This window comes from Rhodothermales bacterium, from assembly GCA_041391505.1.
In the GTDB taxonomy this organism is placed as follows: Bacteria; Bacteroidota; Rhodothermia; order Rhodothermales; family JAHQVL01; genus JAWKNW01.
On sequence record JAWKNW010000020.1, the window covers coordinates 1 to 16010 of the forward strand.

Genomic DNA, 16010 nt, shown 5'->3' on the forward strand with positions numbered 1-16010 from the left:
CCCGGAGCAGGCGTTCGGGCCATTCCTTGATGTAGAGGTCGCGCTTGGGAAACGGAATTTCGATGCCGGCTTCGTTCAGCGTGCGATAAATCGCCCGGTTGATCCGGTTCACGATCTGTTCGCGTTCTTCCGGTCGCTCGATCCAGCAGCGCACCTCGAAATCGAGCGAGGAATCGCCGAAGCCCTTGAAGTGCACGCGCGGCTCCGGGGTCTCGAGCACGCTCTCGTCGGACTTCGCCGCCGCCATGATCAGCGGTTCCATGTCTTCGATGCGCGTCCCGTAGGCCACGCCGAACGGCACGCGCATCCGCTGCCGGCGCGAGGGGCCGCCGCTTTCGTTGATGATCTTGGAGTTGGCGATGATCGCGTTAGGCACCGTCACCTCGACCTGGTCGAGCGTCAGGATCCGTGTGCTGCGCAGGCCGATCTGTGTCACCCGGCCGCGCTCCGACCCGTCGAGCACGATGAAGTCGCCGATTTTGTAGGGGGAATCCGCCAGGATGGACACGCCGGCGAACAGGTTCGCGAACGTCTCCTGGGCGGCCAGGCCCACCCCGAGCCCGACGATGCCCGCGGAGGCCAGCCATCCGCTCACGTTGATATCCCAGTTCAGCATGATCAGGTAGCTGCCGATCCCGAAAATCACCACCTTGGCCACGATGTCGAAGAGCGGCACCGTCGGCATCTGGACGGCGCGGAAGCGATCCTCGTTGCTACTCATCCAGCGCAGCACGACCGACGTGAGGCGGATCGTCGCGGTCGCCCAGATGAGGACCATGAGGGTTTTGATGATGCCCTGGACGACGTCGGCCGCCTGCCCCTCCGGCAAGACAGTCTCGATGGCGATGCGCAGTCCGACCAGCATCACGGTCTGAAACACCGGACGATGCAGCACCTCCAGGATGCGGTCGTCGACATCCGACCGGGTTCGGCTGGCCAGCCGGCGCACGAGCCCGATCATGAACCGATCGATCAGGCGCGCCAGGATCAGCGCCCCGGCGAGCACGAGGACGGCGTTCAGGTAGGGATGGGCACTGAGGTACTCCAGGTACGGGCGGATGGTATCCATGAGGCGCGGGTCACGAGGTTATCACCAGTTGGCGCCGTCGCCGTCTACGAGGCGCCAGAGGTACCAGCTGGCGATGCTGCGAAACGGACGCCACCGCTCGCCATAGGCTTCGAGGGTGCGCGGCGTCGGGAGGTCGTCCGATCCATCGAGGAGTTGAAAGCCTTTGCGTACGCCGAGATCCGTGGAGGGCAGCACGTCGGGCCGGCCGAGATTGAAGATCAGGAGCATCTCCACCGTCCATCGCCCCACGCCGCGCACCGCGCTGAGCCGATCGATGATCTCGTAGTCGGAGAGATCGTGGAGGTCGGCCATCCGGGGGACCGTCCCGTCGAGCGTCTTGCGCGACAGGTCCTGGATCGCCGCGAGCTTGTTGCGGGACAGGCCGGCGCCCCGCAGGGCCTCGTCGGGCAGCGCGAGGACGGTTTCCGGATCCATGCGCCGTTCCGGATCCAGCTCCAGCACGCGCCGATGGATGGTGCCGGCGGCCTTGCCGGAGAGCTGCTGGTAGACGATCGCCTTCAGCAGGGCGTGATACGGATCCTCGATGGGTTCCACGACGAGCGTGCAGGCGCCGCATCGCGCGATGACAGAGGCCAGCGCGCGATCGGCTTCCGACAGGGCGCGCTCGGCAGCGCGCAAATCATACGGTGTACTCACGCCGTTGCCCGATGGAGGATGCCGCCGGCCGGCAGAACGATCGCCCTGCCGGCCGGCGTGCTGTTCATCCGTTCGAAGGAAGCGGTCCGCTCGACATCAGGAAGAGCGGGCTCTGTTCGAACGCGTTGTATTTCGGACGCAACCGTTCGGTGTTGTAGTAGCGGTCGACATCCACCACCTTCTTCGTGCCCACGATCACGTCGATCGGCACGTTGCCGTAGCAGCCTTCGCGCACGCACACCAGGCGGCCCGAGACGCCTTTCATCACCAGTTCGAGCGCCAGGGTGCCGTAGGCCATCGGGACGATCGAGTCGAGCGCATCCGGGTTGCCCGAACGTACCATGTACCCGAGACGCTGGTTGATGACATTGACACGCCGGCCGTTGTTGAATTTGGCGGACAGGTTCTTGAGCGCGGTAGCCACCTTGTCGCCGATCCCACCGAGCTTCTTGTGCCCGTACTGGTCGGTTTCGTCGCTCAGGAACGACATGTTTTCTTCCCCGCGGATGCGGGCGCCTTCCGACACCAGCACCACCGAGTAGTGGCTGGGGTTGCGCTTCCGGTCGTACACCATCAGTTCCGCCAGCTGCTCGATATCGAAATCGTGCTCGGGGATCAGGCAGCGGTCGGCGGCGCCGGCCATCGTCGGCAGGACGGCCGTGAAGCCGGCGTAGCGGCCAAACACCTCGATCACCAGGAAGCGTTCGTGGGAGCCGGCGGACGTGCGCAGCGCGTGCGTCAGTTCGATCGTGCGGGTCACGCACGTGCCGAAACCGATGCAGTAGTCGGTGCCCGGCACGTCGTTGTCCATCGTCTTCGGGATGGCCACCACCTTGACGCCCAGGTCGTGCAAACGATGACCGTAGCTCAGCGTGTCGTCGCCGCCGATCGGAATCAGGTAGTCAATGCCCAGAAACTCGATGTTGTTCAGGACCGACGGGGTCACGTCGTTGATCTCCGCCGTGTATTTGTCGCGCAGATGCGGCGGCACGATCGATTGCGGGAGCGTGCTCGGCCGGGTGCGGGAGCTGTGGAGGAACGTGCCGCCCGTACGGCCGGCGCGGTTGACGGTGTCCTCCGTCAGTTCGATCACGTTGGCGCTATTATCCGCATGTTTATCGGGAATGATATCGACCAGGCCGGCCCAGCCGCGACGGATGCCCAGTACGCGATACCCTTCGCGCAGCGCGCGAATCGTCACCCCGCGGATCGCCGGGTTCAACCCCGGCACGTCGCCGCCGCCCGTCAAAATCCCGATAGTCCCTTTGTAACCTGCCATGACTTCATACCTCCTGATTGCAAGACACGGACAAACCCTGATTCGCCTCGACAGCCGGCAGGTCAGGCCGGATCCGCCGAGGCCTTGATAGTGGTCGTTACGGAGGGTCGCCTCAGAAGAGAGGACGCCCGCTGCGGTCAGGAACTGGCTGTATCTCCTCGCTGCCGCACTTCCTCACAACGCGTTGAACAAGTCCGGAATGTAGTACGGGGAACGATGAAGATGACATTAAATTCCATGCTGTCGCCTATTTTCCGGCGATCGATCACCCGCCGATTCCATGATGCACCCACCCTTCGCCCGCGCCCTGCTGACCGTTTGCCTCTTCATGGCCGCCTGCGCGACGCCCGCCCGGGAGCCGATCGTTACGCCGCTGCCAAACCCGGCGCCGGCTGGGAGCCGGACGCCCAACCTCGCCACCGGCCCCGACGGCACCACCTACCTCACCTGGCAGCGATCCGATAGCGCCGCGGCCGGACTCTATTTTGCGCCCTTCATCGCGGACGCCTGGCAAACCCCGGCGCCGATCGCCGCGGGGGTTGACGCCTTCGTCAACTGGGCCGACTTCCCCGCCCTGGCGGCGCAACGCGATGGAAGACTCCTCGCGCACTACCTCGACCGCCAGCCCGCCGGGGGCTACGCCTACGATATCGCGCTGGTCCACTCGCGGGATCGCGGCGCCTCCTGGAGCGCCCCCACGCTCGCCAACACCGACGGCACGCCGACCGAGCACGGGTTTGTGTCGATCCTCCCCTGGGAGACCGATGGCTTTTTCCTGACCTGGCTGGACGGCCGGCAGACGGGCGGCGAACCCGCCGGCGCCATGTCGCTCCGCGCCGCCTTCACCGATGCGGACGGACGCGTCACCGAAGAGGTTTTGCTGGACGACCGGACGTGCGATTGCTGCCAGACGGGCGCCGCCTGGACGGGCTCCAGCCTCATCGTCGTCTACCGCGACCGGTCGGACGCCGAAGTCAGGGACATCTATTACACCCGCCTGGCGGACGGCGACTGGTCGGCGCCGGCGCCGGTGCATCGCGACGGATGGGAGATCGAGGGGTGCCCGGTGAATGGCCCGGTGGTCGACGGCCTCGCGCCGGCGGTGGTCGCGGCCTGGTTTACGGCCGCCGGCGACGCCCCAAAGGTCCTGGCCGCCGTATCGACGGACGACGGGATCTCATTCGCCGACCCGCTGGTCGTCGACGACGCGTCGCCGATCGGGCGCGTGGCGATCCGGATGCTCGACGCACGGTCGGCGATGGTCGTCTGGCTCGCCCGCTCGGGCGATGAAGCGATGCTCACCGCGCGCGTGATCGCCTGGGACGCCGCCGGACGGGCGACGGCGCAGCCGGCCTTCCCTATTGCCCCCGTCAGCGCCCAGCGCAATAGCGGCTTTCCGCGCCTCGCCGACGCCGGCGACCGCCTCATGGTGGCCTGGACCGACCTCGACGCGTCGGGCGCGACATCCGTACGCACGGCGCTCATCGACCGCCCCTAACCGGCCGCGCTACCCCTGCAGCGCCTTGTAAAACTGATCGGCATCGCTCCGCGCCTTCTGCGCGATGCCGCGCACCAGGCTTTCGTCCAGCCCGTGCGTGCGCAGCGCCGCGTCCACGACCGTGTCGATATCCTGGTCGCTGTCGTGCGACTTGATCAGCGAAACGAGCCACACCGCCTCATCCAGATCCTCGCTTTCCCGGGTGTGGTGATCCTCGATGGCGTTGACGAGGAACTCCGGGAGCTGCCAGTTGCGGGCGAGCAGGCCTCCAATCTCGGCATGATCGAACCCGAAGATGCTCGACTCCTGCGCGCTGAGCATGGCGCTGTCGTCTTCCCGCCACCGCGCGTAGAGCGGCACGTAGCGCTCGCGCTCGCGGTCGGCGAGAAACGCGACGCCGATGTCCTGCAACAGGCCGGCAGTGAACGACTCGATCTCGGTCGCCGGATGCAGTCGCTTGGCCAGGCCGCCGGCCATCGACGCCCGCAGCGCCGCCGTCCGCCAGTACGCTTCCAGATCGAATCCCGGAATCCCTTTCCCCGGCAGCGCCGTGCTCACGGCGACGGACAGCACGAGGCACTCCAGGCGCGAGCGGCCGAGCAGCACCACGGCATGCTGGACGTTGCTCACCCGGGTAGACAGCCCGAACCCCACCGAGTTGACGAGCCGCAGCGCCTTCACGCTGAGCCCGGGGTCCTTCTGCAATTCTTCCGCGATCGGCTGCATCTCGACGCCCGGCCGGCGCAGCATGGCCAAAACATTCATCACCGTGGCGGAAAAACTCGGCAGTTCATACGCCTCGATCTGGCTGAGAACCGCGCTAGACGTGTCTTTTTTGCGTGAACTGAACAGACTGAGCATAACGGTTTTACTCGGCACGACGTGCGATTTTGTTACTAAAAATGGAGAGCAACCCCCCGAGCATGATGTAGCCCGTGAGCACCTCCAGCATGCTGAGGACCTCGGCCGCGATGCTGATCGGGACGATGTCGCCAAACCCCAGGGTGGTCATCGTGACCACGCTGTAGTAGAGACTCGAAAACCATCCGGGCTCGTGTTTGCCGTAGTCGAGCTCCACGAACGAATAGAGAAAGGCGTAGAAACAGGCCACGAACGCGATCACGAAACACCAGCGCGTGATACTGCGGCCGCAATCGCTCGTCAGCCACCAGAGGTAATACAGCATGCCGGTGTATCGACTGCGCGAGCGGAACTCCTTGATGTAGTTCTGATCCATCGCGAACCGGCGAAGCTGGTACGCGCCGGAGAAGTTGACGTCGCGCATATCCGACCCCACCCAGTTGGCCTTTTCGTAGCCGGTGACGGCATGCAGGATGGCGTGACGGAAGTCGACGTCGACAAACGAGGCGCCGGAGACCTCGGCCGAGGTCAGGTCCGCCTCCCGGAGATCGGCGCCGGTGAAGTCGCATCCGAGGCGCGCCTCGCGGAGGCGGGTGCGCTGGAGATCGGCGCACCGCAGATCGGCGCCGGTCAGATCGGCCCGCGTCAGGGTCGCATGGTAGAGATCGGCCCGAAACAGATGCGCGCGATGCAGGATGGCCATGCCGAGGCCCACTTCGCGCGCCTGGGCGCCCTCGAGGTCGGCGTCGGTGAGGTCGGCGGCGGAAAGTTCGGCGCCGTTCAGGTTGGCGCGCATGAGATTGGCGCGCTGGAGGTTGGCCTTGAAGAGGATGGCGCCGGACAAGTTTGCCCCGTGGAGGTCGGCGCCGGAAAGATCTGCCCCGGCGAGGTTCATGCCGCTCAGGTCCCGATCCTTCAGGACGGCATTCCGCAGGTCGATCTTTTGCACGGTCGGAAACACCCGTCCCTCGCGCAAATCGAGCAGTAATTGTTCGATATCGTGATCGGGTTCGGCGGTACGCATGATCGGGCGTGGTGAAAAAACGACATGTGGCGAGGGGAAGAAAACGGGGCGATACCGGCTACGAGTCAAACCCGATGCCAGCGCCGGCGAAAGCGGATCGCGAGTTGCAGAAGCGAGCGCCAGGGCCGGCCGAACCGACGCCTCCGAACGCGGCAAATTCACGCAGGGCACATGATGAGACCGATCGAACAGGTATGCACCGAGCGAGAATGTCGTATATTATCGCCCTTTCGTATCACCCTCACGCCGTAGGCCGCCCATGGAGACGCCCGCGCTACAAGGTATCGCCGTCGAAGGTGCGCTCCGCACCAAAGAGCGCCCGATTTCGTTGCGATCGGAGCACAATGCCCTGCGCATCGGCATCCCGAAAGAGATGTCGAACGAGGAGCGACGGGTAGCGCTGACGCCGGGCGGCGTGCGTACGCTGGTGTCCAACGATCACCAGGTTTTCGTGCAGAAAGGGGCAGGCGAGCTCTCCCATTTCAAGGACCAGGAATATGCGGACGCCGGCGCGGAGCTGATGGCGTCGCCGGCGGACCTCTACAGCACCTGCAACCTGATCGTCAAGGTCGGGCCCCCTACTCTCGGCGAGCTTGACCTCATCCAGGAAAAACAGATCCTCTTCTCCGCCCTCCACCTGGGCAGCACCACGCCGGACATCCTCCGCAAGCTCACCGAACTCAGCGTCACCGGCATCGGCTTCGAGTTCATCCGCGACTCCGACAACACCTTCCCCATCGTGCAGATGATGCACGAAATCATGGGGTCGATGTCGGTCCAGATCGCCGCGCGCTATCTGGAGAGCAGCGAGGGCGGGCAGGGCATCATGCTGGGCGGCATCTCGGGCGTGCCGCCGTCGACCGTCGTCATCCTCGGCGCCGGCACGATCGGCGAATGGGCGGCGCGGACGGCGCTCGGCTACGGCGCCCAGGTCATCGTGCTGGACAACGACCTCGGGGCGCTCCGGTCCGTCGAGTATTTCCTCAACCGGCGCGTCTTTACCGCGATGGCCTCCGAGCAATACATCCTCGAGTCGATCCGCAAGGCCGACGTGGTCATCGGCGCCGCCATGACGTCGGGGCAGCGGGCGCCGCTGCTCGTCACCGAAGAGATGGTGCGCAAGATGAAGCCCGGCTCGGTGATCGTGGACGTCGTGATCGACCAGGGCGGCTGCATCGAGACGAGCCGGCCCACGACGCATTCGGAGCCGACGTACCGCGAGTACGACGTCATCCATTACTGCGTCCCCAACATGCCGTCGAACGCCGCGCGCACCGCCACCTACGCACTCACCAACGTCCTCGTCCCCTACATCATCCAGATCGGGGAAGTGGGCAACATGAACGAAGCGCTCTGGCGCAACGTCGGCCTCCGCAACGGCACCTACGCCTACCGTCGTTTCATCACCAAAAAAAGTCTTTCGTCGATGTTCGGCATCGCCCACCGCGACATCGAACTGCTGATCGCCTCGGGGATCTGAGGGAATAGCGAATGTAGATTAGTGATTAGCGAGCAAGGATTGGCGAGCAAGGATTGGCGAGCAAGGATTGGCGAGCAAGGATTGGCGAGCAAGGATTGGCGAGCAAGGATTGGCGAGCAAGGATTGGCGAGCAAGGATTGGCGATTAGCGAGCAAGGATTGGCGATTAGCGAGCAAGGATTAGCGATTGGTGAGGTATGAAATCCCCTCATAAATCGCTAATCTATCGTCGCTAATCGCTAATCTTTTCGCTAATCGACCCGAACCGCCGATGACGCCGACCCGCATCCTGTCCGCCGTCGCCTTCGTGCTCGTCGTCGCTCCTGCCGGCGCGCAGGACATGACGATCGAAGCCTACGAGCCCCGCTCCACGCTCGTCGTTCCCGAGCATCCGCTCACCCGATCGAAATTTCCGTTCGTGGATGTCCATGCCCATCAGGGCCGCGCGTCGGAGATGAACGCCGGCCAGGTCGGCGAACTCATCGACGCGATGGACGACATGAACATGGCCGTGATGGTCAACCTCAGCGGCGGCAGCGGCGACCGGCTCAAGGCCGGCGTGGCCAACCTCGAGGGCCGCTACCCGAAACGGTTCGTCACGTTCGCCAACATCGACTTCAGCACCATCGACGACCCCGACTTCGGCGTCAAGGCGGCCGCACAGCTGGAGCAGGATTTCCGCAACGGCGCCCGCGGCCTCAAGATCTTCAAGAATCTGGGCATGTTCGTCAAATACGCCAACGGCGACCGCGTCCATACCGACGACCCGCGGCTCGACCCGATCTGGGCGAAATGCGGCGAACTCGGCATCCCCGTACTCATCCACACGGGCGAGCCCTCCCCCTTCTACGAACCCCACGACGAGCACAACGAGCGCTGGCTCGAACTGAAGCAATTCCCCAACCGCAAGCGCCCGCCCGAGGAATTTCCCACCTGGGAAGTGCAGATGGCCGAGCAGCACAACGTCTTCCGCAAACACCCCGAAACGATCTTTATCAATGCCCACCTCGGCTGGATGGGCAACGACCTCGACCGCCTCGGCCGGCTGATGGACGAGCTGCCCAACATGTACACCGAACTCGGCGCCGTGCTCGCCGAACTGGGCCGGCAGCCGCGCCATGCGCGCGACTTCCTGATCCGGCACCAGGACCGCGTGCTCATGGGGAAGGACTCCTGGGAGCCGTCCGAGTACCACGTCTACTTCCGCGTCTTCGAGACGAACGACGAATACTTCCCCTACTACCGCAAGCGCCACGCGCACTGGCGGATGTACGGCCTGGACCTGCCCGAAGAGACCCTCAAACACATCTACTATAAAAATGCCCTGCGCATCATCCCCGGGCTCGACGCGTCGCTCTTTCCCGATTGACCGGCTGGTCCTCGCGTTGATGATGCTGGCCGCCGGCGCCTGCCAGGCTCCCGATGACGACCGACTCTACGACCAGGGCGTCTCCTGGGAGCTGGCCGAACAGCGCGCCGCGACCCTGTCGGATATCGCGTACGACGTCGACCTCACCATCCCGGCCGAAAAATCCACCCCGATCACGGGGCGGATCGCCGTCGCCTTCACGCTGCGCCGCGGCGGCGCGCCCGTCGTGCTGGACTTCAACCAGCCGGCGGACCGGATCGACGCGGTCGAGGGACCCGATGGGCCCGTGGCCTACCGCAAGGTCAATAACCACCTCGTCTTCGACGGGCTGGGCGAGGGCGCTCATGTGCTCACGATCGCCTTTACGGCCGGCGAGGCCTCACTCAACCGCAACGCCGACTACCTCTACACCCTCTTCGTCCCCGACCGCGCCTCGTTCGCCATCCCGCTGTTCGACCAGCCCAACCTCAAGGCCCGGTACCGCCTCACGCTCCGCACGCCGGCCGACTGGGAAGCCGTCGCCAACGCCCCCCGCGCGGAGCGCACCGAGGCGGACGGCGTCGCCACACATCGGTTCGAGCAGACCGAACCCCTGCCGACCTACCTGTTCGCCTTCGCCGCCGGACGGTTCCAGACCGAAACCGCCGAGCGCGCCGGCCGGACGATGACGATGTATCACCGGGAAACCGACGCCGCGAAGGTCGCCCGCAACCGCGACGCGATCTTCGATCTCCACGCCGCGGCCCTCGCCTGGCTGGCAGACTACACCGGCATCGCCTACCCCTTTACCAAGTTCGATTTTGTGCTCATCCCGTCGTTCCAGTATGGCGGGATGGAGCACGCCGGCGCCATCCTGTATCGCTCGGCCAGCCTGATGCTCGACGCCTCGGCGACCAAGAACCAGGAACTGGGCCGCGCCAGCCTCATCGCCCACGAGACGGCGCACATGTGGTTCGGCGACCTGGTGACGATGAACTGGTTCGATGACGTGTGGACCAAGGAGGTCTTCGCCAACTTCATGGCCGCGAAGATCGTCAACCCCTCGTTTCCGGAGATCGACCACGACCTGCGGTTCCTCTTTTCGCACTACCCGGCCGCCTACGCGATCGACCGGACGGAGGGCGCAAACCCGATCCGCCAGCCCCTCGAAAACCTGCAGATGGCCGGCACGCTCTACGGCCCGATCATCTACCAGAAGGCGCCCATCGTCATGAAACACCTGGAGACGATGGTCGGCGAAGACGCCTTCCGCGATGGGCTGCGCGACTATCTCTACCGGTACCGCTATGGCAACGCCACGTGGCCGCAGCTCATCGAGATCCTGGATGCCCGCTCGCCGCGCGACCTCGCGGCGTGGAGCCACGTCTGGGTGGAAGAACCCGGGCGCCCGCGCATCGAACTCGAACGCGAAGCCGCCGGCTTCCGTATCGCGCAGCACGACCCCGCCGGGCGCGGACGCATCTGGCCCCAGCGGCTGGACGTCGCCGTCGCCTACGCAGACCGGACCACGCGTGACACCCTCGCGTTCGAAACGGCCGAGATCCTCGCACCCACCGCCGGCACGCCCCGCTACGCCATCCCGAACGCCGACGGGCTCGCCTACGGCCTGTTTCTGCTGGATCCCGAAAGCCAGCAGGCCCTGATCGACGCCCTGCCGGCGTTGGCCGATCCCCTCGAACGCGGCATCGCGTGGCTGACGTTGTGGGATGCCATGCTGGAAGGCCGGCTCGCCCCGCCTGCTTTCCTCGACCTGGCGGAGCGCTCGCTCCCGCTCGAAACCGATGAGTTGATCGTCCAGCGCATCCTCGGCTATGCCGGCGAGGCCTTCTGGCAGTACACGCGCCCGGAAGACAGGCCGGCCCGGGCGGCGACACTGGAGCCGCTGCTGCGCGGCCTGCTTGCAAACGCCGCCACCCCGTCGCGCAAGGCCGCGTATTTCAACGCACTCAAGGGGACGGCGCTGACGAAGGCAACCGTCGACGAGTTGCTGGCCGTGTGGCGCCAGGAAACCGCGATCCCCGGGCTGACGCTGGCCGAGAATGACTACAGCGACCTCGCCTTCGAGCTTGCGCTGCGCCGCGCCGACCTCGCGGCGGAGATCCTGACGGAACAGGAAGCGCGCATCGACAACCCCGACCGGAAGGAGCGTTTCCACTTCGTCTCGGCGGCACTGTCGCCCAATGCCGAGGTGCGCGCGGCGTTTTTCCAGGGACTCGCGATGCCGGCGAACCGCGAACACGAGCCCTGGGCGCTGGACGGGCTCGCCTACCTCAACCACCCGCTCCGCGCACCCTACGCCGAGGTGTACCTCCTCCCTGCCCTCGGCCTCCTCGAAGAAATCCAGCGCACGGGCGACATCTTTTTTCCCGCCCGCTGGCTCGACGCCCTGCTCGGCGGGCATCAGACCCCGACGGCCGCGCGCACGGTCCGCGATTTCCTCAGCGCCCATCCCGAGCTTTCGCCCCGGCTCCGCGCCAAGGTGCTCCAGTCCGCCGACGGGCTTTTTCGGGCGGCGGCGCTGGTGTCCGATCCTGGAATCCCGGCCGGCGAGGCGTCTACAGACACCGCCGGCGCGCGTATCCCGCACTAGGGCATGCCATCGGGCGACGGATTGAGGCCCTCGCGGACGGCATCCTGTCTGCCCCGTCATGGGCCGAGTTTTCGGCATCAATCTTGGGGTTTGAGCCGGCATCCCCACACCCCATCACAGCGCTCCAGACTCATGAATCACCGCTTCGCCGCCCTCCTGCTCCTGGCGCTTGCCGGCGTCGCCCCCGCATTTTCCCAGACCGCCGTCGAGCGCGCGTTCCCCGCGCTTTCGTTTGATCGCCCCGTCGACTTCCAGCACGCCGGCGACGGATCCAACCGGATCTTCGTCGTCGAGCAGCACCAGGGCCGCGTCCGTGTCTTCCCGGACGATCAGGCCGCGACGGATGCCGGCGTATTCCTCGACATCGGCGACAAACTCAGCCGGGAAAACGAGGAAGGCCTTCTCGGCCTCGCCTTCCATCCCGACTACGCGACCAACGGGTACTTCTTTGTTTATTACTCGACGCCCAATCCACGTCGCAGCGTGATCGCGCGCTACACCGTCGGCGCCGATCCGAACGTGGCGGATCCCGAAAGCGAACGCATCATCATGGAAATTGGTCAGCCCTACGGCAACCACAACGGCGGCCAGCTGCTGTTCGGACCCGACGGCTACCTGTACATCGGTCTGGGCGACGGCGGCGACGGCGGCGACCCCGACGAAAACGCCCGCAACCCGCGCACGCTGCTCGGCTCCATCCTGCGCATCGACGTCAACGCCTCGACGGAAGCCGAACCCTATGGCATCCCGGCGGACAACCCCTTCGCCGGCCACGCCGAGTTTCGGCCTGAAATCTTCGCCTATGGCGTCCGCAACCCGTGGCGGATGAGCTTCGACCCGGTCACGGGCTGGTTGTGGGCCGGCGACGTGGGACAGGGCCGGCGTGAAGAGGTCAACATCATCGAGAAAGGAAACCATTACGGGTGGGATCTGATGGAGGGCACGCTGGATTTCGAACCAGATTCGTCCGTTCCGCCCGAAACCCTGACGCCGCCGATATGGGAATACGGGCACGATGTCGGGCAGTCCATCACCGGCGGCCACGTCTACCGCGGCACCCGCAACCCGGAGCTGGTGGGGCGCTACATCTTCGGGGACCACGTCTCCCGCCAGATCTGGGCGTTGTCGTACGACGGTACCGCGCCGGCCGTGGTCACGCCGCTGCTCCAGGCGCCCTTCAACATTCCGGCATTCGGCACGTCGGAAGCCGGCGAGCTGTACATCTGTGGATTCGACGGCGGCATCTACCGCTTCGTCGCCACCCTGGGCGTCCCGGTTGAACCCGAGGTGCGCCCGGTGGCTTTCGCGCTCGACCCGATCTATCCCAATCCGTTCAGCGAGCAGGTCACCATCCCCTTCCGCATCGAAGAAACGGCGACGGTTTCGCTGGCCGTGTATGATATGCTGGGGCGCGAGGTGCGGCTGCTGAGATACACCGTGCTTCCGGCCGGGTCCCATGTGGAGGCGTGGGACGGCCTCGACGCCGCCGGCCAGCGCGTGGCGGACGGCGCGTACCTCGTCCGCCTGAGGGTGGATGGCGCGGCGATAGAGAGCCGGGTGACTATCCGGCGCTGAGGCGCCATGCGCTCAGCTTCATACGACGCGTGATATCCCCGAAACGCGGATCGCGCCGGAGTTCGGCAAATCGCGGGTCTACGGCAGCAAGCACGGTCCAGCTCGAGCACTCGGTCACCGCCCGATCCAGCCACAGGAACGCGTCGTCGATCTCGGCGAGCCCCGCATGAACGAGCGCACAATCGAACGGCGAGACGTACCGATCGTCCCGCGGTGCGCCAATTTCGGCGAGGATGACCCGGGCGCGATCGGCTTCGCCGGCCAGAGCGTACGCATGGCCCAGCATCCCCAGCCCCAGGGTCGAGGTGCGGGTGCCCGTCAGTTCGATGGATTTCTGGAAAGATGCGATCGCCTCGCGGTACTGCTCCCACTGCTCGTACACCAGGCCCTGCAGGGCGTGAGCCAGCCAGTAGCGGGGATTCAGTTCGAGCGCGCGGTTGGCCCACTCGAACGACTTCTCGTACAGATGCGCCTGCCAGTGAATGACGCCGGCGACGGTGTGGATCACGAAGGAGAGCGGATCCTTATGCTGGGCGATGCTGATTTCGTTGATGGCCTCCTCCATCCGCCCGGACGCGCCGAGGACAAAGCCGGCGTAGAGGGAATGCCCCGACGAAGAATTGGGGCTCAGCAATAACGCCTTCCGGCTGGCGCGTTCCGCACCCTGCCAGTCCCAGTCGCAAAACACCCGCGCCAGCCCCAGCGACGAATACGCCTCCGCAAGCTCCGGAGCGTACTCGATCGCTTTTTCGGCCGCCGCCTTCGCCCGGGGATACACCTGGTGACCGGGGAGGTAGCCGTGCAGCCCGCAAAAAATGAGGCTGTCCGACAGGCAGGAATACGCGCCGGCGTACGCCGGGTCGATCTCCAGCACCCGCTCGGAGAGTGAAATCGCCGCTTCGAGATCCTGCTTGGTGCGGCGATTCCAGTAAAACCTCGCCTTCAGGTAGGCTTCGTAAGCTTCCGGGTCGGTGGATGTGCCTCCAGTGAGCCGCTCGATCTCGGTGTCGAGGAGCTTGACCTTTAGCACCTCGATGATACTTTTCACCAGTTCGTCCTGCACGTCGAACACATCTTCCATCACGCGATCGTAGCGGCTGGACCACAGGTGATAGCCATCTTCCACTGCCGAGAGCTGCACGATGAGGCGCACCCGCATGCCCATCTTGCGCACGCTGCCTTCCAGAATGTGACCGACGTTGAGCCGCTGCCCGATTTCCTTGACCTCCAGCCCCCGTCCCTTGAATGAGTAGGATGACGTGCGCGAGGCCACGCGAAGCCCCGAAAGGCTGCACAGCCCGTTGATCAACTCGTCGCCAAGCCCCTCGCAGAAGAACTCGTCCTCCGGGTCGGTGCTCATGTTGACGAAGGGCATCACCGCGATGGAGGGCAGCTGCTTCGCGCTGCGCGTGATCTCTTTCCGCAGCCGGAGCGATGAATCGATGCTGCGAAGATCGACGAGCACATCCTGCGCCGATGGATACCGATCGCGCGGTTTTTTGGCGAGAAGCCGGTAGATGAGTTCCCGCAATTCGCGCGGCGCTTCCGGACGGAGCCGTTCCAGCGGTTTCGGAGGGTCGTTGATGATCGCCTGGATGGTGTCGTACTCGTTCTTCTCCTCGAACGGACGCGCACCGGCGATCATCTCGTACATGACCACGCCGAAGGACCACAGGTCGGTGCGGGGATCGACGTCACGGCCGCGTGCCTGCTCGGGCGACATGTACGCGACGGTCCCCCGGGTCGTCCCCGACTTCGAGAGATCCTCCGCTCCGGGCATCTTGGCGAGTCCGAAATCCGTGATGACGAGCCGGCCGTGATCGCTGATCATCAGGTTCGCCGGCTTGATGTCGCGATGCACGACACCCCGTTCGTGTGCGGCGACGAGCCCGTCGCACACCTGCATCGCGAGCCGCAGCGCCTCGGGCAGGTCGAGCGTCCGCTCCTGCTGCAACCGCTTGAGCGATTTCCCCTGGACCAGCGCCATCGCGATAAACGGCGCCCCGTCGCTCTCGCCGATCTCGTAGACCGTGCAGATGTTGGGGTGATCGAGCGCCGCTGCCGCCCTCGCTTCGTTCAAGAACCGCTGCCGTGCCTCGTCGATCACGAGCATCGGGCCGTTCAGAAATTTGAGCGCCACCGTGCGCTGCAGGGTGAGATCCTTCGCACGGTAGACGACCCCCATGCCGCCGCGTCCGATGAGGTCTTCGATCACATACTGACCGACGCGGTCGCCGCTGCGGAAGGGTTCCGTCGGTCGCAATGCATTCGGTACCTCCTGCCCCAGTTTGTCAAAAAACTGCTCCTGTTCCGCCTCTTCCGAGGATTGGACGAGCCGGAGCAGCCGCTCGCGCAAGCTGTCATCGTCCCCGCATACTTCATCCACATAACGCAGCCGCTGCTCTACGGGTAGAGACAAGGCTTCTCCCAGAAGCACGATAAGGGCTTTCTCGCGATCACCACGCATGTGGGACAGGGTTGGTGGGGGCGTAGTCGCATCGGGAAGGTTAATTTCGCGTTGTAACCATGTTTTTGCAAACGCTGCGGTTCTTTTTGGCTGGAGCGTAATCCCGCGGGACCATGCCGTCCGCCAGGCATACGGCCGCTGT

Annotated in this window: 11 protein-coding genes; 5 read left to right on the top strand and 6 right to left on the bottom strand. The window is 65.2% G+C overall.

The annotated features are described in order from the left end of the window. The 3 genes from R2834_17100 to R2834_17110 form a co-directional block, all read right to left on the bottom strand. The coding region (locus R2834_17100) for a mechanosensitive ion channel family protein (GenBank protein ID MEZ4702054.1) at positions 1 to 1069 on the bottom strand (1069 nt) is incomplete at its 3' end. 21 nt (positions 1070 to 1090) lie between these two features. After that, on the bottom strand, positions 1091 to 1726 hold the full coding sequence (locus R2834_17105) for a hypothetical protein (protein MEZ4702055.1): 636 nt from the start codon (positions 1724 to 1726) through the stop codon (positions 1091 to 1093). Positions 1727 to 1790: 64 nt separating this feature from the next. Then, positions 1791 to 3005: an ATP-dependent 6-phosphofructokinase gene (locus R2834_17110; protein ID MEZ4702056.1), complete on the bottom strand. Its 1215-nt coding sequence runs from the start codon at positions 3003 to 3005 to the stop codon at positions 1791 to 1793. Between the two features lie 280 nt (positions 3006 to 3285). On the opposite strand from R2834_17110, the gene R2834_17115 reads away from it, so the two are divergent. Beyond that, positions 3286 to 4503, top strand: a complete 1218-nt coding sequence (locus R2834_17115; protein ID MEZ4702057.1) for a hypothetical protein — start codon at positions 3286 to 3288, stop codon at positions 4501 to 4503. 9 nt (positions 4504 to 4512) lie between these two features. Here the strand turns inward: R2834_17115 and R2834_17120 are convergent, their stop codons facing one another. Beyond that, complete coding sequence (locus R2834_17120; GenBank protein ID MEZ4702058.1) at positions 4513 to 5364, bottom strand: HDOD domain-containing protein; 852 nt, start codon at positions 5362 to 5364, stop codon at positions 4513 to 4515. 7 nt (positions 5365 to 5371) lie between these two features. Continuing rightward, positions 5372 to 6388 (bottom strand): pentapeptide repeat-containing protein, encoded by a 1017-nt coding sequence (locus R2834_17125; GenBank protein ID MEZ4702059.1) that lies wholly within the window; start codon positions 6386 to 6388, stop codon positions 5372 to 5374. A 259-nt stretch (positions 6389 to 6647) separates the two neighbouring features. Here R2834_17125 and R2834_17130 point away from each other — a divergent pair, with 259 nt between their 5' ends. The 4 genes from R2834_17130 to R2834_17145 all read left to right on the top strand — a co-directional run bounded on the left by R2834_17130 (position 6648) and on the right by R2834_17145 (position 13401). Beyond that, positions 6648 to 7868 carry an alanine dehydrogenase gene (locus R2834_17130; protein MEZ4702060.1) on the top strand — a complete coding sequence of 407 codons (1221 nt, stop codon included), beginning with the start codon at positions 6648 to 6650 and terminating at the stop codon, positions 7866 to 7868. 270 nt (positions 7869 to 8138) lie between these two features. Continuing rightward, a complete protein-coding gene (locus R2834_17135) occupies positions 8139 to 9236 on the top strand; it encodes an amidohydrolase family protein (GenBank protein ID MEZ4702061.1) in 1098 nt (365 codons plus the stop codon). Then, complete coding sequence (locus tag R2834_17140; protein MEZ4702062.1) at positions 9187 to 11826, top strand: M1 family aminopeptidase; 2640 nt, start codon at positions 9187 to 9189, stop codon at positions 11824 to 11826. The genes R2834_17135 and R2834_17140 overlap by 50 nt, the downstream gene beginning before the upstream one ends. A 132-nt stretch (positions 11827 to 11958) precedes the next feature. Further along, positions 11959 to 13401, top strand: a complete 1443-nt coding sequence (locus tag R2834_17145; GenBank protein MEZ4702063.1) for a PQQ-dependent sugar dehydrogenase — start codon at positions 11959 to 11961, stop codon at positions 13399 to 13401. Here R2834_17145 and R2834_17150 read toward each other — a convergent pair. Further along, positions 13388 to 15820 carry a protein kinase gene (locus R2834_17150; GenBank protein MEZ4702064.1) on the bottom strand — a complete coding sequence of 811 codons (2433 nt, stop codon included), beginning with the start codon at positions 15818 to 15820 and terminating at the stop codon, positions 13388 to 13390. The genes R2834_17145 and R2834_17150 overlap by 14 nt on opposite strands. Between the last annotated feature and the right edge of the window lie 190 nt (positions 15821 to 16010).

Bases quoted from the DNA above. Each gene is read 5' to 3' on its own strand.
- R2834_17110 (MEZ4702056.1), bottom strand. From the start codon at position 3,005: ATGGCAGGTTACAAAGGGACTATCGGGATTTTGACGGGCGGCGGCGAC.
- R2834_17115 (MEZ4702057.1), top strand. From the start codon at position 3,286: ATGATGCACCCACCCTTCGCCCGCGCCCTGCTGACCGTTTGCCTCTTC.
- R2834_17120 (MEZ4702058.1), bottom strand. From the start codon at position 5,364: ATGCTCAGTCTGTTCAGTTCACGCAAAAAAGACACGTCTAGCGCGGTT.
- R2834_17125 (MEZ4702059.1), bottom strand. From the start codon at position 6,388: ATGCGTACCGCCGAACCCGATCACGATATCGAACAATTACTGCTCGAT.
- R2834_17130 (MEZ4702060.1), top strand. From the start codon at position 6,648: ATGGAGACGCCCGCGCTACAAGGTATCGCCGTCGAAGGTGCGCTCCGC.
- R2834_17135 (MEZ4702061.1), top strand. From the start codon at position 8,139: ATGACGCCGACCCGCATCCTGTCCGCCGTCGCCTTCGTGCTCGTCGTC.
- R2834_17140 (MEZ4702062.1), top strand. From the start codon at position 9,187: ATGCCCTGCGCATCATCCCCGGGCTCGACGCGTCGCTCTTTCCCGATT.
- R2834_17145 (MEZ4702063.1), top strand. From the start codon at position 11,959: ATGAATCACCGCTTCGCCGCCCTCCTGCTCCTGGCGCTTGCCGGCGTC.